This is a genomic window from Roseivirga sp. 4D4, assembly GCF_001747095.1.
In the GTDB taxonomy this organism is placed as follows: Bacteria; Bacteroidota; Bacteroidia; order Cytophagales; family Cyclobacteriaceae; genus Roseivirga.
The window spans coordinates 2,396,864-2,415,400 of the sequence record NZ_MDGP01000001.1 but is presented as its reverse complement, the minus strand read 5'-3'; the positions used below and the strand labels follow the sequence as shown (position 1 = coordinate 2,415,400).

Below are 18,537 nucleotides of genomic sequence, written 5' to 3'. Positions count from 1 at the left end.
GATATGAGACAGCTATTAAAATTGTTATTACTACTTCTATCCACGCCCTTGTTAGGGCAGGAGGTGTACAATGAAGCCCTAGCCAAGGAGTTGGAGGCCATGCTCGAAAAAGATTCTAAGCATAGGCATGAAGTCATTGCCTTGATTGACGAACTAGGAAATGATGATCCAAAAGTCAAGGCCAAATGGGATGAAATTATGGAAATTGACTCTCTACATACCAAACGAGTAAACGATATACTGGATGAGCATGGTTGGCTGGGAGTGGACGTAGTTGGCTCAAAAGGCAATGTGGCACTTTTTCTGGTTATTCAACATGCAAAACTCGATGTCCAGATCAGGCGGTTGCCAATGATCAGACGGGCAGTGAAGGATGGAAAGGCACGCTCAGAGAATCTTGCCCTGCTGGAAGACCGGGTGGCTACTAAAACAGGAAAGAAACAGATCTATGGGAGCCAACTAAGGAATGACAAGGAAACGGGGGAGTTGTATGTGCTACCTATGATTGAGCCCGAAAAAGTCAATGAAAGAAGGGCCTCGGTAGGCCTGGGAACCATTGAAGAATACATCGCATACTGGAACCTAAAATGGGATGTGGAAGCTCACAAGAAACGCGTAGCCGCCTGGGAAGCTTCGAAAAAGAATTAACCAAAACAGCCCTCCTGTCTGCACCAGAGGGCTGTTTCTTAAGCTTTTACCAGAAGTTAGATTTAAATTATCATCAATCTTAATTCACTCCAAACTACCAACTAGCTGGTATGCAAGATAAGCTTATGCAATGTCAATCAGACTGTTGATAAGAATTGTTTAGATAATCCGGAGTATTTAATCAGTCGCTATCACGAGTTTCTATGCGATAAGTTTAGCAAGAAGGTCAAGTGTTGTTTAATTCTTGATCAACCGAAGATTTGAGTTCAATCAACTTGGTAATGTTGGTTTTGACTATTTGTGTATAAACTTGATTTTGTTCCAAGTGATAGTTCATGAGCTTGATCAATTCACTTCCATAGGCTTTTTTTAGGGGTTTAAACTTTTGGGTTCTAGAGTCCCAATAGATCAGAATGTCCCAGTCAATTTTTTCTACTACACCATCCAGCACCTCACCATTGTACATAGTACGTTCAAAATAGCGGTTGTACAAATTCATAATCTCGTATTTGAGCTTGTTGTTCTTAATCTCTTCTATTTTCCCAGAGGCTAGAGACGTCTCATATACTCCTGATGTGGGGAAGAAAGTAGGGTTTTGAGATTGAACTATTTGGTAGTTAAGGTTTAGCTCATTGATATTCTCAGGATCATTTTCTAATACTGCGATGGTCCTTTCAAGAGATTCACCCACTAAACTCTGGATTGAATCTACTTCCTGAAGTTGCTCAAGGTTTGCACTTAACTCATTCTCTAGGTCAATCAGGTACTGTTTTTCCCACTTGGAGAATTGATTTTTGGTGTTCCAATTGTTGATACTCAAAGCGATCAGGATACCTATGACTACAAGGAAAATTTCACCCACTGCATATTTCAAATACTTGGTTGATTTCATATTGGAACGTCTAAGCTTTCGGAAGATGTTGGGCATTACTTAGTTTATCTGTTTTCGAGATCCTCATCAATTATTTCAATGATCGAATTGGTACTGTTGATTAGGCCATTTGTTCGACTTTTGGCAGCGATATACAGCAGTTCTAGTTTGGTTATGGTATTCTCAAATCTACGATCATTGAAAAGGCCCTTATAGTCTTTGCTAACTTTGGATTCTCTTTCTTTCGAAGGTGCAGGAAAACTATAGTTTTTGAACCAATCATTTACGGAGGTATAGCGCTGTGCAAAAGGCACCCATTCTTCATTGGTGACTACTTTGGCATCCAATTCCCTTTCAATCAAATTCTCTATTTGCGATGGCCAGGCCAGCAGCATCGATTTCAATGAATCATTGCTCAATAGATTGATTTTGCCAGAGTTGATCACAATAGCAATAGAACTGGTGTTGCCATTGTAAGTTGGGGTGAAGGTGGCCTTAGCCAATAGCGTATCAATGTGCAATTCATTGGAGAAGTCACCTGAATTTCTCACCTCAATGAGTCTTTTGAAGTTAGAGAGTGATTCCTCTCTTCTGATGTTCAAGGCTTGTAGTGTGGCTTTCGTTTGTTCAAAGTCTACTTTGATGCTTTGAAGAAGCTTTGTCTCTTCAATTCTTTGCTTTCTTCCTTCATTCCAATTGTTAACCTGGAATGCGATAAGGATACCGATCACTACAAGTAAAATCTCACCAAAGGCATATTTCAGGTACCTGGTGCTTTTCATTTCGTTGCGTCTAAGTTTTCTGAGGAAGTTGAGCATGGGTTTTAAGGAAGCGCTATCGGATCATGTTTAAAGGGGTAGTTGGTTTTGCGGATCATTGTAGAATGGAATTTTGAATACGAAACTGTCCCCCTTTGGAGGGGGCTAGGGGGAGGGTTTTTGAAACTTCCTCCTCCGCTCTTCGAGCACCTCCCTGTCTACTGATCAGGCAGGCTCGAGAGGAGGACAAAAGAGAGGGTAATTTCCAGTTCACTTGGCGAATCATGTTTTGGTTGAGTACTCAAAATATACGGAATTTTTAGTGGTGGTGAGTGGGCAGCTTCTAATGGCAGAGGTGCCAGTAGTAAAAAAAGATAAGTCCTTATCTTCATCCCTCTTAAATTAGTGTTATCGAAACCTTCAGCTTATGAAAACCAATATCCTAACCATCCTTTGTCTACTTATCTCCGTTACGGCTTTTGGACAAAAGAAAACACTCGACCATCCTGATTTTGATATCTGGAATACCATAGAAAATCAGCGTATCTCCCGAAATGGAGAGTTCATTATGTATTCGCTGGAAAAAGGGGAAGAAGATAACTTCCTGAAAATAAAAGATACCAATGGAAATATGGTGTTTGAATATGATCGTGGATATAGCGGCCAGTTCACCTATTATAGTGACTTTGCAGTATTCACTATTAAACCTTGGCAGTCATCAATAAGGGAATTGAAAAGACAAAAAACCAAGAGTGATGATATGCCAAAAGACTCTTTGGGCATCCTAAACCTAAAGACAAAAGCTTTGGTGAAGATTCCGATGGTAAGGAATTTTAGAATGCCTCAGAAGTGGGGTGGCTTTTTAGCATATCAACTGGATGCCAATGCGGTGGCTTCTGATAAAGGGGAAAAACCCAGTGGCAAGAACGGTTACCATACCATCATTAGAAATCTAAATAATGGTCAGCAAGACACACTGAAATATGTTAAGAAATATGCTTTTGCCAAAGATGGACAAGCACTTACCTATGTATCAGGCCCGCTGAATTTGGAGACACCTGGGGTATATATTGATGAACTCAAAGGAGAAGGTCCAAAACAGATATTTTCAGCCAAGAAGGCAGAATATCCACAAATGAGTATTAGTGCTTCGGGAGAACATGTGTCCTTTGTGGCTGACTTAGACACTACGAAAGCTCTGGTGAGGCCGAATGCTTTGTATTCATGGTCGAAAGGAATGGATACGGCTGAAAAACTGGTAGATAAGGAGAGTGCTCCTGATGGCTATCGCGTATCGGCCGATCGATCCATTAGCTATGCAGAGGATGAGTCGAAGCTCTACTTCGGCTTAGGAACTCCTCCCATTTTGCAAGACACTTCCCTGCTCGATGAGGAAATCGTGAATGTTGAGGTTTGGACTTATGACGAACCGAGACTCTATACGGTTCAAGAATTACAGCTGGAGAACGATCGGAGAAAGTCTTACCTGGCAACGATCCACCTAAATAAAGGGAATCAAATGGTTCAGCTGGCCACCACGGAATTACCCAATGTGTCCTTGGGCGATGAGGGAAATGCCAAGCTTGCTTTGGCCAGTACATCTGCGCCTTATGAACTACAAAGGCAATGGGAAGGTGGCTCTTATAGTGACTACAGCCTAGTTGATGTTGAAACTGGAGCCGTTAAGTCTGCTTTTAAAAAGGTAAGAGGTCAGGTGCGCTTAAGTCCTGGTGGAAACTATGCTTATGGGTATAGTGCTGCTGATAGTGCTTGGTTTGCTTATAATTTGAATACAGAGAACTACCGATCGCTTACGAAAGGAGAGGTGTTTTATAACGAATTAAATGATTCACCGAACTTTCCGAGCGCCTATGGATCAGCAGGATGGACGGAAGATGATAAAAGTATCTTGATCTATGATCGATATGATATTTGGGAATACAATCCTGAAACCGGTGAGGGAGAAAGAATTACAAAAGGTCGTGAACAAGGCATGACGTATCGCTATGTGACTTTGGATAATGAAGCGCGATTTATTGACAAGAAAGAGAAATGGTTGCTGACCACTTTCAATAATGAGAATAAGCATAGCGGATATTATGAGTTGAACCCAAGGAATGGCAGAGGAAAACAGCTTTTAGAAGGACCTTTCAGATATGGCCGACCAGTAAAAGCACAAGATGCTGATCATGTAATGTTTACCAAAGAGTCGTTTGTAGAGTTTCCAAACATTCATGTTTCCGACCTTTCTTTTAAGGAAACAACCCAAGTTTCCGATGCTAACCCACAGCAATCGGAATACAACTGGGGAACTTCGGAGCTTGTCCATTGGACTTCTTTAGATGGAAAGCCATTGACAGGAATGTTGATTAAGCCAGAGAACTTCGACCCTAATAAGAAGTACCCGATGATTGTGAACTTCTATGAGAAGAGTTCGGATGGCGTTTTTGGACATAGGCCTCCGGCAGCCGGGCGTTCTACGATTAGCTATAGCTGGTATACAAGCAGGGGCTATGTCATTTTCAATCCTGATGTGCATTACCGTATTGGTTACCCAGGGGAGAGTGCGTTGAATAGTGTGGTGCCGGGTGTTACTTCATTGATTGAGAAGGGTTTCATCGACAAGGACAATATTGGTGTGCAAGGCCATAGCTGGGGAGGCTATCAAATTGCTTACTTGGTTACCAAGACTGACATCTTTAAAGCAGCAGAATCAGGTGCTCCCGTGCCTAACATGATCAGTGCTTATGGTGGTATTCGTTGGTGGACAGGATTAAGTCGTCAGTTTCAATATGAGCATACCCAAAGTAGAATTGGGGGAACGCCTTGGGAGTACCCAGCACGATACATTGAGAATTCTCCAATTTTCAATATCGACAAGATCAATACACCACTATTGATTATGCATAATGATGCCGATGGTCACGTACCATGGTATCAGGGTATTGAGTTCTTTGTTTCCTTGAGAAGATTAGGAAAGCCTTCGTGGTTCCTCAACTATAATGGAGAACCTCACTGGCCATTGAAACGACAGAACAGAAAAGACTTTAATGTGCGAATGGCGCAGTTCTTCGACTATTACCTAAAGGGTGCTCCAAAACCTGTATGGATGGAAAGAGGAGTTCCGGCAATAGAAAAGGGTATTAATCAAGGCTTGGAACTTACTAATCACAGGTAGTTTGCTGTAAGTCAAAACCTCTTCATCATTACTATGCAAATAGAATCGAAACTGCCTGATGTTGGTGTTACCATTTTCACCAAAATGTCGAAAATGGCCAATGAATATGGAGCCATTAATCTAGCCCAGGGCTTTCCTGATTTTCCAGTATCTCCTAAGTTAATTGATCGAGTGCATCATTATATGCAACAGGGTATGAATCAATATGCTCCCATGCCGGGTGTGCCGATCTTAAGGGAGGCGATTGCCACCAAAACGGAGCATTGTTATGGCTGGAAACCCAATATAGATTCGGAAATAACCGTTACCTGCGGGGCTATTGAGGCGATCAATAGTGCCGTCACAGCACTTATCCATACCGGGGATGAAGTGATCATAATGGACCCTGCTTATGATGCATATGAGCCAATCATCAATCTTCAGGGAGCAAAGGCGATTGGTGTTCCTTTAAGACAACCGGACTACAGCATTGACTGGTCGGCTGTGAGTGAGCAAATCACCGAGAAGACCAGAATGATCATGATCAACTCCCCTCATAATCCGAGCGGAGCGACTATCTCTGCGCATGACCTTGAAGCATTGGAGCGGATTACATCAGGAACAGGAATCATGGTTTTATCGGATGAGGTGTATGAACATATTGTATTTGATGGGGAGGCTCATCAATCCGTACTTAGATCGGAGGCATTAAGAGCTCGGAGTATTGTTACCTCATCTTTTGGGAAGACTTTTCATGCCACAGGTTGGCGCATGGGTTATTTGATTGCTCCGTCCACACTCATGACTGAAATTAGAAAGGTACACCAGTACAATACTTTCACGATTCATACGGCCACTCAATATTCAATTGCTGATTACTTAAAAAAGCCGGATCACTACGAATCAGTAGCCCCGATGTATCAGAAAAAGCGGGACTTCTTTCTGAAGGTGATGGATAGCTCACGATTTAAGCCTGTTCCATCACAAGGCACTTACTTTCAGTTGATGGATTATAGTGCGATAAGCGATAAGGGCGATGTGGCCTTTTCAGAATGGATGACCAAGGAGGTGGGAGTGGCTACGATTCCGATGTCCGTATTCTATCAGGATAAGCAAGATAATAAGGTGCTTCGTTTTTGCTTTGCTAAAAATGAGGAGACCTTGGAGGCTGCTGCTGAGAAACTTTGTGAGCTTTAATGTGGACCGTCATTCCGAGGGACAGTAGAGACCGAAGGAATCTCCTAATCAGGGGATTCTTTCGACTTCGTACCTCAGTCTCAGAATGACGTGTTAAATTTGAAGCCCTATGCAAGATCTAAAACTAGCGCTGATTCAATCGGATATTTATTGGCATCAAATTGATGCAAACCTTGCCATGTTCGAGGAGAAGATCTGGCAGATCACCGAGCCTACGGACATCATCGTGCTCCCCGAAATGTTCCAGACGGGTTTTACGATGGAGCATGAAGGCCTGAGCGAGCCCATGAACCTTACCAGCTTCAAGTGGATGAAGCAGATGGCCGCTCAAAAGGAGGCTGTCGTTACTGGATCATACATCGTCAAAGAAGGAGGGAAGACTTTCAATCGTCTGGTTTGGATGCAACCAGATGGTCAGTATAAAACTTACGACAAGCGCCACCTTTTTAGAATGGCGAATGAGCATAGCCACTTTGCAGAAGGGGTCGATCGATTGGTAGTGGAATGGAGAGGATGGAAAATATGCCCTTTGATTTGCTATGATCTACGATTCCCAGTTTGGTCTCGTAATGTTAACCTGGAATACGATCTACTGCTTTATGTAGCGAATTGGCCAGCCGTGAGAGTAAACGCCTGGGATACGCTGTTAAAGGCCCGTGCTATGGAAAATGTGGCTTACACTGTTGGGTTGAATCGTGTGGGAAAGGACGGTAAGGAGATTGAGTATAATGGTCATACGGGTGCCTATTCTCCAAAGGGTGAAACGCTGGCCTTTTCCGAAGAGGAGGAGATTGTCAATCTGACTTTGAGCAGATCTAGCTTGGACGATTTTCGAGAGAAGTTTCCAGCACACCTAGATGCTGATCAATTCAGGATTGAGTAGTTAGGAAATCAGAAATTAGTTCGATAGCCGATGCCTTAGAGTCTACCTCATGAGGTGCAGTACCACTCAACTTCAGCATTTTGTCAATATTGTGATGAACACCTTCCCTTATGCATAAAAGAGGTTGCCTGTTTCGTCTGATTGTCTCGAATATGATACCAATACTTCCAACAGGTTCATTATCAATCACATCTAAATGAAGGATTAGCTTTTCTGCTTTTGAAATGGCTTCGGTTGCTTTTGTTACTACAAAAGATTCGGAGTGGGAGTCTAGGTCTATGGCATTCAGTTCTAGGCTTAGGTTCTGCAAGGCCTCGACCAGGTATGAACCAAACTTGACTTTCTCTAAGGGTTTGACTTGTAAGTAGAGGTAGAGTGTCATCGATACACGAGAATTTTGCGAGTTGCCGATTTACTCTGGTTATTGACAATCCTTAGAATGTACAAACCAACAGGTAGCCTGCCAAGGTTCAAGACTTTACTCACCCCGCTTTGGATATTGATATTGAAATGTTTCTTGCGACCGGTGATGTCATAGATCTCCGCGAAACCATCGGTGTTGGTTAGTATGGTCATACGGTCGTCTGTTGGGTTTGGTGAAAGTGAGATTTGAATTTCATTACCACTGCCACCGCTACCATTGCTTATATTTTCAAGCAGGAAGAGGCCTCCTTTTCCGCTTCCGATGATCAATGCTGGTCTACCGGTATTGAAGATATCGGCACTTGTAAGGCTGTTTTGTCTTCCGAATTGAGTTGTAAATGGAAGGTTATTGATGCTGAGTACTTCTGTTTGAGGATCGCCTCCTACAAAGTTCCGATTAATCGGTCCTTCGTAAATATTCATGACACCCGAAGCGCTTAGCGTGATCAGTTCGTCTTCACCATCAGCATTTAGGTCAGCCACATGTGGCCATAAGTTTAGCGCTTGAAAGTCATTTGTTATGCCACCAAAATTTGTGATTTCAGCTGCAAAACTGAAGTTGCCCTCATTGATGAACAGTGATAAGCTACCGAGTTGTTTGCCCAGCAATAGATCAAGGTCTCCATCATCATCAATATCATAAAAGAAAGGGTTGTCATCGAAGTTGGTGGCAATGGGTAGTTCAACAGCTGGTGTCAAATTACCCTCATTTATTTCTTGGAGGTAGATTCGCGTTTCATTGTTGCTGAGCGTTACCTGATAGAAGAGGTCATTATCTCCGTCATTATCAGCATCTGTGAACTGGGGTTTGATATTCTGATAGTTGAGGTTTTCCAGACCTTGGTAGTCACCGTTTGTCAAGTTAAAGGACGGTGCGAAACGGTTACCCGTATTATCTACAAAAGAAAGTGTTCCCGCAATATCAAGGCCGTTTAGAAAACCCTTGTTGCCAATAATCAGATCAAGATCACCGTCCCCATCCATGTCATTAAAGGCTGGGAAGGCATTTTCACCCAGGTCGATCATATCATTCTGGAAGAAAGAAGTAGAAGGCTGATCGAAGACGGGTATGGTTGAACTTCCGGTGTTAGTGTAAACCTTGACGTTATCTCTAAGATCGATTTCATTACCAATGTTCTCATCTGCATTGGTAGAAATAATTAAGTCCATTAACCCATCAAAGTTGATGTCTTCCAGAAAGGCACCAGGAAAAATCTTGAAACCTGCAGGATTGTTGATGGGGAAGCTTGACAGCGATGTCATTTGAGCATTGAGGTTATCACCAGTATTCTCAAGGAAGTAAAGAGATTCACAAAATTCATCTGAGCTGATAAGGTCCATGTCCCCATCATTATCGGCATCGAAGGGTAGTAGTGTCTTTCCTCCGGCATGAAGAATTGCCTCTCCACCATTGACTCCTGACTTTGCCGAAAGTGTTGGGCATGGCACTCCGCCAAAAGAAAAACTATCGCAGTCGCATTCGGTAAACCCACCCCATTGTCTTTCCACACGTGCAAACTCCAGTGAGCCACATGTGCCTGTGTTTTGGAAGTAGTCAACCGTAGTGGAAGTTCCAAAGCGATAGGTGAGGATATCCAGGGCGCCATCCCCATTGATATCTGCAATTCCTGGTAGGTCATTGGGACTCACCTGAATATTGGTGCCTGCATCGAACCTCAAAAAGGGTTGAGCGACTTCCCAAGTTAAATTTCCCCCAGCACTGGCATTACGATAAACCTTTATTCCTAGAGCCGTGCTGGTAAAAAGATCTTTCTGTCCATCGCAGTCATAGTCCTTCAAAATGAGCCAATGTATGACATCATCTGGAAAGAGATAAGCAAACTCAGGCGCCCAAACGTACTGGTTATTGACATTTAAATAGGTGTTGATATCACGTGAAATCCTATTGTAAACTACCAGGTCTTGCGTGCCATCATCATTCAAATCCATGGTTTGAAACTGGGCAGCGTTGAGGCCTCCTTCCCAAGCTCTGGTCAGTGGATTACCTTGATTTGAAAAAGGGACATCCGTTTTATATCTAAATTCAAACTGCCCTTTTAAGGAGAAAGGGAGGCTTAGAATGATAAGAAAAAGGATTGATCTCATTAAGCTGGCAAGGTAATCTGAAAAAACTGTCGTTTCAATTCTAATCAACGCAGTTTTTCTTCATACCTGTATTAACTTGTAGCAACTTTATTGATGACTTCAATGATCGAGCAGCTATATCAACTTTATTTAAAAAGTACTGGGGTTTCGACTGACACCAGATCGATAAAAGAGGGAAATATTTGGTTTGCCCTGAAAGGGCCAAACTTTAATGCCCATCGATTTGCTGATCAAGCCCTTGAAAAGGGAGCTAGTGTTGTCGTGATCGATGATGCTCATTTTGCCAAGGACGATCGCTATTTTGTAGTTGAAGATGGTCTAGAGGCATTACAAAAGCTAGGTAGACATCATCGTAATCAGTTTGATATACCTTTTATTGGCATCACGGGCTCCAATGGAAAGACTACTACTAAGGAGTTGATGCGGGATGTGCTTTCGCAAAAGTATAAAGTGCATGCTACGCAGGGGAACTTTAACAATCATATTGGGGTACCCTTAACCTTACTCCAAATCGATGAAAGTATTGAGATCGCCATTATTGAAATGGGTGCTAACAAGGTGGGTGATATAGCCGAGCTATGTGGTATTGCGGACCCTACACATGGGCTGATCACGAACATTGGCAAGGCTCACCTGGAGGGTTTCGGTGGAGTAGAGGGAGTGATAAGAGGGAAGTCCGAATTGTATCATCATTTGATCCAGAAAGAGGGGGTGATTTTTGTGAATTCTCAAAGTGATGTTTTATCCAACATTGCAAAGAGAAGAATGAAGTCTCCTTATTATTATCCCGCTAAAGGTGACTACTTACACCTAGAACTTCTGGAAAGCCAGCCAACACTCAGACTCAGGACCGATGAGGGTCTTGAAAGTCAGACACACCTTACTGGCGCCTATAATTTTGAGAATATTGGGGCGGCACTTTGTGTAGGCAAGTATTTTGAAGTGAACCATGAGCAGGCCTTAAAAGCTGTTTCTGATTATGATCCGGATAATAATCGATCACAGATCATGAAGAAAGGAAGTAATATCATTTTGCTCGATGCCTATAATGCCAACCCATCTTCAATGTTGGCTTCATTGAAACATTTTGCAGGGGGAGAGGAAGGATACAAAGTGGCTATTCTGGGTGATATGTTTGAGCTCGGTGATGATGCACCTAAAGAGCATGAAGCCATAGGAAAACTGACAGCAGATCTTGATTTAGATGAAGTTCATCTTTGTGGAGAGTTGATGGAGTATGGGAAATTGGGCAATCCAAAAGCGCATTATTGGAAAGACAAGGATACATTGAAATCTCATTTAGAGAAGAATCCTTTAGCGAATGCCTCTATAATCATCAAGGGGTCCAGAGGTATGAGTCTTGAGACACTTTTGGAAACATTAGGATAAAAAAAGAGGGACGGCACCACCCATCCCTCAACCTCAACCTAAGAATGGTGGCTCAAACTGCTTAATCAACATGTAGTGCCACCTTATTATTAATTTCTTTATCTCTGTTTGATAATCACTTTGTTGTCCGCTATCTCAAAATTGAATCCCATCGTCTGGGATATCGATTGGATAGATTCTGAGAGATTGTTTTTATCAAAGTCCCAAGTACCGACTCTACTGAGTTCTGACTCGGATAGTTCCTGAACAATCTCGATATCAAAAATTCTCTCAAGTTCTTCAAAGCCTTCTTTAATGGAGGTACTCTCCAAGAAGTATTCCCCCGATCTCCAAAGGTCTACATTTGATATATTCAGTTCGAGTGGTTCAATCAATTCACCGCTTTTAATTTTAGTCTTGAGGCCTGGTGTTAGTATTTGCTGAGTTTCTGAGAGAAATTCAGTTACTCTGACCTTACCCGTCTTACAAGACACTTCAAAGTCTGCTGCTCTGGAACGTACGTTAAAGCTTGTTCCTAAGACCTCAACTTTACCATTAGGCGTATTGACCGTAAAGTTGCTTCCGCGTTTCACTTCGAAAAAGGCTTCTCCACTCAACATTAACACGCGATTAGTTTCCCAGCCCTTTTTCGAATATGAAATCTCTGTCTCAGCATTTAAATAGACAACGGAGCTATCAGGTAAATAAATGGTCTGAACTTCTGCAAGCTCAGTATTAACATTCACTCGGCCTTCAAAGGCTCCATCAAACAAGAAAAATGCACTGACAATTAAGATGAAAGAGGCCGCTACTCCTGTCAACCAATATCTTCTATTGATTGATATTACTTTCGCTTTAGGTGATTCGGAAATTCTAGCCTCAATATGCTTCCAAGCATCTGCTTTTGAAGTCTTTTCTGGAGCCTTCAAATTAGATGCCTTCTCAATGTATTTGCTGAGCACATCAAAAGAATCTGGGTCCGAAGCATTCGATTTTGCTTCGGTACTAGATATTTTACCCTCTAGCCAATCCTGTTCCCAGTGTCTATTGTGCCCTTTTTCCTGCATTTTGATGTTAATACACGGAAAATGAGGCAAACCCTACCTCGTTATTCAAAAATTAGAAATAAAGATTTAGGAAAATTGAAGGGGTTAAATCCAGGAGTGCAATATCTCGGTACAAGTCGGTCGGTACGGGACCACCCGGGTTCTGATCAATGAAAGTTTCCAAAGCTTCTCGATTGAGTCTTCTACTTTGAATATTCAGTCGATTATAAACATTTAAAATAGACAAACCGAGTTCACCTTTCATGTATTCATTTTCGAACTTTCTGGCTACCGAAATGTCAAGTCTATGGTAAGCTGGTAATCGGGTTACAGCCTTATTCGTGTTGATTACTTCAAAGTTCACTACCTCATTCAAGTTGTTTCTAAAGAAGTTAATTTCCGGTTCGAAAAATGGCTTGCCGCTGCCATATGTCCAAGTAGCAGCAAAGTTCCACTCCGGTAGTTCAAGAATGTTAACAAGCTTTAATTCGTTACGCTGATCTTCTCTTGAAGGTATTTCGGCCCCGGCATTGATCACATCAAATTGGTTCGTTGCCTTGCTTCGAGTGTAAGATATCCATCCCTGATAAGGACCAACCTCTTTTTGAACTAAGAAATCTATCCCCACTATGTCACTGGTGCCTAAGGCATCCATAATCTGGGCACGCCTGATATTTGTAATTGGGTTTACCACATAAGAGACAATGTTTTCGGAGAGGCCTGACACAGTCTTCTTATAGAATTCAACATCGACTGTCAGGCTGTTTTTCTCATATTGAAAACCAGCAATCCAATGATCAGATTCTAAGACCGAAAACTGGTTCCCAGGCCCAGTAGCTTCCTGGTCTGCGAGTATCCAACCATCTTGAGCATTGGTAAATGGGTCGTCAAAATTCTGCTCACGAATGATTTGATAGTAATTACCTGCTGAGACCTTGAGCTCAAATTCGGGAGTGACTTGATAAATGATGCCTAAACGGTTGGAAAGGAAGCTCTCATCTGAAAGACTGGAGATATTGTATCTGAGCCCTGGGTTAAGCAACAGTTTAGGAGTGATGTAGAATTTGTCTGATGCGTAGATAGAAAAAATGGAACCTGAACCGTTGAAGAGTCTTCCCGTCAATCTGCTTCGATCGTTGATCATCAACTGGCTATTCACATTTAGATCAGAATAATTGGTGCCAAAGTCCAGACGATGCCTTTTGCCGAGAAACAATTCATTCCGAATGTTGAATTGATAGTCCTCCACATCGTTTCTCCTATCTAGGTTGTTAAATCGTCTGGCTGTGCCCGTTCCATCACGGGTAGTGTCTGAATAACTGTATTTATAGAAATGATCTGAGTAGGCGAATTGAAAGCTTGAATTGAAGTTTCTGTCCCACTTTCTGGACCAAATAAGACCGATACCTGTATTGCCCCAGTTGGCATTTTCTTCTACTTCTTGAATGCTTCGAATATTGTTGTTTGGTCCTCGCTCGATCGCTTCGAAGTTGGAATCCAGATTGTCTTGCCCATTGTAGAGCGTTAGACTCATCACATCGCGATTGGAAATGTTATAGGTTGCTTTGGCATTGATATCATAGAAATTGAAATTGGGCCTTAATACATCATCGGCATTAATGCCTTCAATATCATTGGATTCTTCTCGAAAGTTTCTGTACAGATTTTCGAAGAGTTTGCTTCGAATAATGTCAGTATAGGCTCTTCTGGCACTGATATGTAGCGCACCTCTTCCTCCGTTCAGTGGAGTGTTCACACTAAATCGGGCACTGAGTAAATTCACCCCAAGAGAGTAACTCGGTTCCTTAAAACTTCCGGTATTACCCGTCATATCAACCACACCAGCTATTCTGCCTCCATACTTGGCTCCAAAGCCACCTTTGTAGATCTGAATATCACGAATGGCATCTGAATTGATCGCACTATAAACCCCAAAGAAGTGATCCAGTCGATAAATATTGAAACCATCAAAAAGTACCAGATTATGAGTAGAAGGGCTATTCCTGATCGTAAGGGCCGAGGAAGTCTCATTGGTGCCTCCTATTCCCGGTAAAAGTTGAAGTGATCGGAATACATCAAACTCACCAAGACTGGGCAGGGCTGCCAGGTTACGAGGGTCAATGGTCATTTGGGAGATTTCATCTCCGTAGCGAACGGTCTTTCTTTGGTTTTCTACCACCACAAAGTCCGATAACTCAACGATGCTTTCTTCCATTAAAATCTCCAGTGTTTTCCTTGTATTACCAGGAATAAGTTTGATTTCTGCTTTCTTATAGCCCAAGTAAGAGATTTCTATAGTGCTCGTGTCATTGGGTACCTGTGGAAGCACAAAATAGCCGTCTTTATTGGTGACTGTACCTCTAGATTCACCTCTAACACGGACAAGGGCATTGGGTAAACTTTCACCTGTGGTAGCATCTTGAACAGAGCCAAAAACTGTCAGATCGAATAGGCTTGGTGTTGAGATGTCCAGGTTGACTTGTTTGGGTATTAAAATGATTTTCCCGTTAAGTATTTGGTAATCTATTCCCTTGTCTTTGAGGATATTATCGAGAAAGTTGGTCAGTGTAAGCCCCGTGTAAGCCCCGTCAATGATAACACCTGTGATTAAGGCATCATCATAGGCAATCTTAATGTCATACTTGTTTCTGAGGGTACGGATTACTTTGGCCAGTGCTACATCGTCAAAACGCTCAGTTATTCTTAGCGTGTTGATGTCTTGCGCCACAAGCACTGATGTAATTAGCCCAAAAAACAGACAGTAAATAAATCGCACTATTGCACATTTACTTGGTTTCCTTCTATTTCTGTAGTCAATCCCATTGGGACAAAAACGAGTTGCAGGGCTTCAGTTAGGTTAGTTTTGCTGAAGTATCCTGAATAGAAACGGTCTCTTAGGTCTATGGATACATTGATTTTGATGTCAAATTGTCTTTCGAGTTCGTCAATGACTTTTTGCAGTGGTGTGGTATCAAAGTAAAATGCGCCTGTTCTCCAGGTAGCTGTTTCATTTTGATTAAAACGATCAACCTTCCAGATATTTTCGGCCGGAACATGAGTTAATTGATCTCCTTTTTCCAATACAACCGTGTTTTCATTGTTCTTGACTTCTACTTTTCCACTAAAGGTAGATACGATCAGTTCGTCATCTCTAGAGAAAACATTGAAGGATGTTCCTAATACACTTACTTCAGCCAAATCAGTGGCAACAGTGAACTTACTTCCCGGCTCAACTTCGAAAAAGGCTTCTCCACTTAGTCTGAGTGACCTCTCATTTGACCAATTCTCCTCGATTAACGATATAGAGCTTTGAGCATTGATAGTGACTACTGAGTTGTCAGGCAGGCTATGGGTGATATTATCGGCAAACTCTGTGCTATAAATGGAAGGCTCAGGGGTGCCTTGCATACCAAAATAACCGATAAAGAAGAGTGCTGCGATACTTGCTACCCAAGCGATCCATTTTCGGTTTGTAGAAGTCTCAGGGACTAGTATGAATTCGTTGTCTGAAGACTCTTCATTGATTTTGCCAAGTACATCGGCCCAGACGTCTGTCTTTGATTTCCTCTCAGGCACCTTCAGGTTTTCGGTGAAGGCAAGGATTTGTTCCATCTCAGCCATTTCATTTGCCGAAACTTCATCAGAAAGCCAGTCTTGAATGAGTTTGTCCTCTTTCACGATTTCAAATTAGTCAAATTTTGTATTTAATATGTTCACGTAAGTGCGACAATGCACCATGCATTCGTTTCTCAACAGCCTTAACACTTAGTTCTAAGCGCTCTGCAATTTCTTTGTAGGTCATTTCTTCAATACGATTCATCAAGAATACCTCTCGCTGCTTTTCTGGCATTCTGCTGATCACACCTTCAAGTTCTTCCTTGAACTCCTTTTCCTGAAGTTGGAATTCGGGAGAATATTCCTCTTGCTGGTTTTTGTTTCGCTCCGCAAAATTGACCACCACCTTGTCATGCCTGATTTTATTGAGCAGCATGTTATTGGCAATGGTATACAGATAACTTTTGACAGTATCGAGCTGAACCTCTTCGCGCTTATCCCAAAGTTTGACAAAGACATCCTGTGCCAAGTCTTCGCTTTGATCAATGTCTCCACATTTGTAGTACAGGAAGTTTTTGATCGGGGTATAGTACTGATCGAAAATGTCCTTGAATTCCGCGAGGGTCATTTAGTAGCCATCGATTTTGGTTGATGAAAGATAAGTAAAAATCAGATTTCTGCTTCTTTTGAGCCGTTTTTGAGTAGGCATTCTTTTTTTTATAAATAATTTGAAGGAAGCATTTGCAATAATCAAAACGCTAATTACCTTTGCAAACCCAATTACAAGGGCGCTTAGCTCAGTTGGTTCAGAGCACCTCGTTTACACCGAGGGGGTCGGGGGTTCGAATCCCTCAGCGCCCACATCAAAGGCTGTCATATGACAGCCTTTTTTTGTTGATATGCACCGCGTTTATATTCTGTACTCACCATCACTAGACCGTTTTTACACTGGTGAGACGGTTGATGTTGAAACTCGTTTGGTTCAGCATAACACTGGTTTCTATAATGGTGCAAGTACTTCTACTACGGACGATTGGCAAGTATTTCTGGTCATCAGTTGTACAGGTAAGACTCAGGCGTTGAAGGTTGAGCGCTTTATTAAAAAGCAAAAGAGTAGCAAGTTTATCCGCAAGCTCAAGGATGAACCTGCGATAATTGAAGATATTCTAAGGAGATTTTAAGGGGGTTCGCCCCGAAGCTTCGGGGCCTCAGCGCCCACATTAAGCGAATCGGAGTGGCCGATTTGAGGTTTGTATTTACAGGAGCGGTCGTAGTGGGATTACGTTTAGATCCTTTATTCTTACGTCATCCTAAACTTGTTTCAGGATCTATGGTAACAGCTTTCGGAGATTCTGAAATAAATTCAGAATGACGAACTTTTGTAAAGCTCGATGAAACAATCTAAGGTTTGAAATCCACTTTCTACTATAAACTACTGATCTGCAACCGCAACCCCGACAAAGGAATCTGCCGTGCCGTAGTACATGTACCATTTATTTTTGAAAGGAACTAAGGCCTCAAGAAAGGTTGTGCCAGCAGCATACTGTCCGGTGACTTCATGTGGCAAACTTGGACAGATGAAAGGGCTCTCCATTCTAGAAAGAAACTTCGAAGGATCGCTCAAATCAAAGAGCGCTTGCCCTCCGCAATAGGTTCCTTTCGGGATGGACGGGTCCGCAATTTCTCCTTCGTCATTTTTGCCATTGTAAATCAGTAGAATGCCTTGATCAGTGACCAGAGCAGGTGGCCCCGGTTCGGTCAGAAAACTGTCGAACTTGCCAGGGCGGGTCTGCATGACAATGGCTAATTCACCAGCATCATTTTGAAGTGGGGTCCAGTTGATCAAGTCATCAGACCAGGCGAGGTTTACGCCTCTTTCTCCAAAGTACATCCAGTATTTGTCATTAATTTTTGTAGCGATCAGTTCGTTACCTACCTGTTGACAGACAATAGAACCCGACTTGCTCCAGGTATCCAAGAATTTCCCTCCAAACGCATTGAGCAAAGCTGGGCCATGTTTAGTCCATTGGGTAAGGTTATCACTTGATGCGATTGAAAGCCTTGCTACATCCTGATTCCATGCAGTATAGGTCATTACGTATTTTCCATCAGGTCTCTTTACCACCCGAGGATCTTCGCAGCCTCCAGGGTAATCCCATTTGATAAAGGCGGATGAATCTGGGTATAGTACTGGTTCTGGAAACTTATTAAAGTTCATGCCATCAGTACTCCAAGCCAGACCTATACGTGAAGTTCGACCACCTAAATAGGCCTTTGGATTGTCTTCTGCACGAAAGAACATAAATACGGTGTCATTTCTAACTACAGCTGCAGGGTTAAAGATGTCTGCTTTTTGCCAAGCTACTTCGGTATTGCTCAGAGGATCTAAAAATGTATAAGTCGAGTCAGCCTGCATGATTGGATTCTGCTCGGGCTTTACGAAACCCTCAATCCAAGGTGATTTCTGAGTGTTACAACCGACTAGAATTAGGAGCAATAAAAAAAAGAGGCATGATTTCATGCCT

The 18,537-nt window shown here is 42.4% G+C and carries 15 protein-coding genes and 1 tRNA gene; 7 read left to right on the top strand and 9 right to left on the bottom strand.

Features of this window, described 5'->3' with window-relative positions; genetic code table 11:
• Nucleotides 1-3 precede the first annotated feature (3 nt).
• Nucleotides 4-648, top strand: coding sequence for a DUF6624 domain-containing protein (locus BFP97_RS10570; protein WP_139135265.1), 645 nt, complete (start codon nucleotides 4-6; stop codon nucleotides 646-648).
• A 226-nt stretch (nucleotides 649-874) separates the two neighbouring features.
• Here the strand turns inward: BFP97_RS10570 and BFP97_RS10565 are convergent, their stop codons facing one another.
• Both BFP97_RS10565 and BFP97_RS10560 read right to left on the bottom strand, forming a co-directional pair.
• Nucleotides 875-1,540, bottom strand: a complete 666-nt coding sequence (locus BFP97_RS10565; RefSeq protein ID WP_069842385.1) for a DUF6090 family protein — start codon at nucleotides 1,538-1,540, stop codon at nucleotides 875-877.
• Between the two features lie 44 nt (nucleotides 1,541-1,584).
• Nucleotides 1,585-2,301 (bottom strand): DUF6090 family protein, encoded by a 717-nt coding sequence (locus BFP97_RS10560; protein ID WP_139135264.1) that lies wholly within the window; start codon nucleotides 2,299-2,301, stop codon nucleotides 1,585-1,587.
• 403 nt (nucleotides 2,302-2,704) lie between these two features.
• On the opposite strand from BFP97_RS10560, the gene BFP97_RS10555 reads away from it, so the two are divergent.
• The 3 genes from BFP97_RS10555 to BFP97_RS10545 all read left to right on the top strand — a co-directional run bounded on the left by BFP97_RS10555 (nucleotide 2,705) and on the right by BFP97_RS10545 (nucleotide 7,514).
• Entirely contained in the window at nucleotides 2,705-5,455 is a 2,751-nt protein-coding gene (locus tag BFP97_RS10555; RefSeq protein ID WP_069842383.1) for an alpha/beta hydrolase family protein, read from the top strand.
• A 33-nt stretch (nucleotides 5,456-5,488) separates the two neighbouring features.
• Complete coding sequence (locus BFP97_RS10550; RefSeq protein WP_069842382.1) at nucleotides 5,489-6,631, top strand: methionine aminotransferase; 1,143 nt, start codon at nucleotides 5,489-5,491, stop codon at nucleotides 6,629-6,631.
• A gap of 109 nt (nucleotides 6,632-6,740) precedes the next feature.
• The gene (locus tag BFP97_RS10545) at nucleotides 6,741-7,514 is read left to right on the top strand and encodes an amidohydrolase (RefSeq protein WP_069842381.1); all 774 of its coding nucleotides are present in this window, start codon (nucleotides 6,741-6,743) and stop codon (nucleotides 7,512-7,514) included.
• Here the strand turns inward: BFP97_RS10545 and BFP97_RS10540 are convergent.
• Together BFP97_RS10540 and BFP97_RS10535 are read right to left on the bottom strand one after the other, a co-directional pair.
• Nucleotides 7,501-7,896, bottom strand: a complete 396-nt coding sequence (locus tag BFP97_RS10540; RefSeq protein ID WP_069842380.1) for a hypothetical protein — start codon at nucleotides 7,894-7,896, stop codon at nucleotides 7,501-7,503. The two genes, BFP97_RS10545 and BFP97_RS10540, sit on opposite strands and share 14 nt — an antisense overlap.
• Nucleotides 7,893-10,043, bottom strand: coding sequence for an FG-GAP-like repeat-containing protein (locus BFP97_RS10535; RefSeq protein WP_069842379.1), 2,151 nt, complete (start codon nucleotides 10,041-10,043; stop codon nucleotides 7,893-7,895). Before BFP97_RS10535 ends, BFP97_RS10540 begins: the two co-directional genes overlap by 4 nt.
• A 102-nt stretch (nucleotides 10,044-10,145) precedes the next feature.
• Here BFP97_RS10535 and BFP97_RS10530 point away from each other — a divergent pair, with 102 nt between their 5' ends.
• On the top strand, nucleotides 10,146-11,432 hold the full coding sequence (locus tag BFP97_RS10530; RefSeq protein ID WP_317039329.1) for a UDP-N-acetylmuramoyl-tripeptide--D-alanyl-D-alanine ligase: 1,287 nt from the start codon (nucleotides 10,146-10,148) through the stop codon (nucleotides 11,430-11,432).
• Nucleotides 11,433-11,530: 98 nt separating this feature from the next.
• Here the strand turns inward: BFP97_RS10530 and BFP97_RS10525 are convergent, their stop codons facing one another.
• The 4 genes from BFP97_RS10525 to BFP97_RS10510 are packed head-to-tail and all read right to left on the bottom strand — an operon-like array spanning nucleotide 11,531 to nucleotide 16,640.
• Nucleotides 11,531-12,478 (bottom strand): FecR family protein, encoded by a 948-nt coding sequence (locus BFP97_RS10525; protein WP_069842377.1) that lies wholly within the window; start codon nucleotides 12,476-12,478, stop codon nucleotides 11,531-11,533.
• Nucleotides 12,479-12,530: 52 nt separating this feature from the next.
• A complete protein-coding gene (locus BFP97_RS10520) occupies nucleotides 12,531-15,233 on the bottom strand; it encodes a TonB-dependent receptor domain-containing protein (RefSeq protein ID WP_083262510.1) in 2,703 nt (900 codons plus the stop codon).
• On the bottom strand, nucleotides 15,233-16,135 hold the full coding sequence (locus BFP97_RS10515; RefSeq protein WP_069842375.1) for a FecR family protein: 903 nt from the start codon (nucleotides 16,133-16,135) through the stop codon (nucleotides 15,233-15,235). Before BFP97_RS10515 ends, BFP97_RS10520 begins: the two co-directional genes overlap by 1 nt.
• Nucleotides 16,136-16,148: 13 nt before the next feature.
• Nucleotides 16,149-16,640: an RNA polymerase sigma factor gene (locus BFP97_RS10510; protein ID WP_069842374.1), complete on the bottom strand. Its 492-nt coding sequence runs from the start codon at nucleotides 16,638-16,640 to the stop codon at nucleotides 16,149-16,151.
• 158 nt (nucleotides 16,641-16,798) lie between these two features.
• Between BFP97_RS10510 and BFP97_RS10505 the strand changes: the two genes are divergently transcribed.
• Together BFP97_RS10505 and BFP97_RS10500 are read left to right on the top strand one after the other, a co-directional pair.
• Nucleotides 16,799-16,873 (top strand) — tRNA-Val (locus tag BFP97_RS10505).
• Between the two features lie 38 nt (nucleotides 16,874-16,911).
• Nucleotides 16,912-17,193 carry a GIY-YIG nuclease family protein gene (locus BFP97_RS10500; RefSeq protein WP_069842373.1) on the top strand — a complete coding sequence of 94 codons (282 nt, stop codon included), beginning with the start codon at nucleotides 16,912-16,914 and terminating at the stop codon, nucleotides 17,191-17,193.
• 251 nt (nucleotides 17,194-17,444) lie between these two features.
• Here the strand turns inward: BFP97_RS10500 and BFP97_RS10495 are convergent, their stop codons facing one another.
• Entirely contained in the window at nucleotides 17,445-18,533 is a 1,089-nt protein-coding gene (locus BFP97_RS10495; RefSeq protein ID WP_069842372.1) for a glycoside hydrolase family 130 protein, read from the bottom strand.
• Between the last annotated feature and the right edge of the window lie 4 nt (nucleotides 18,534-18,537).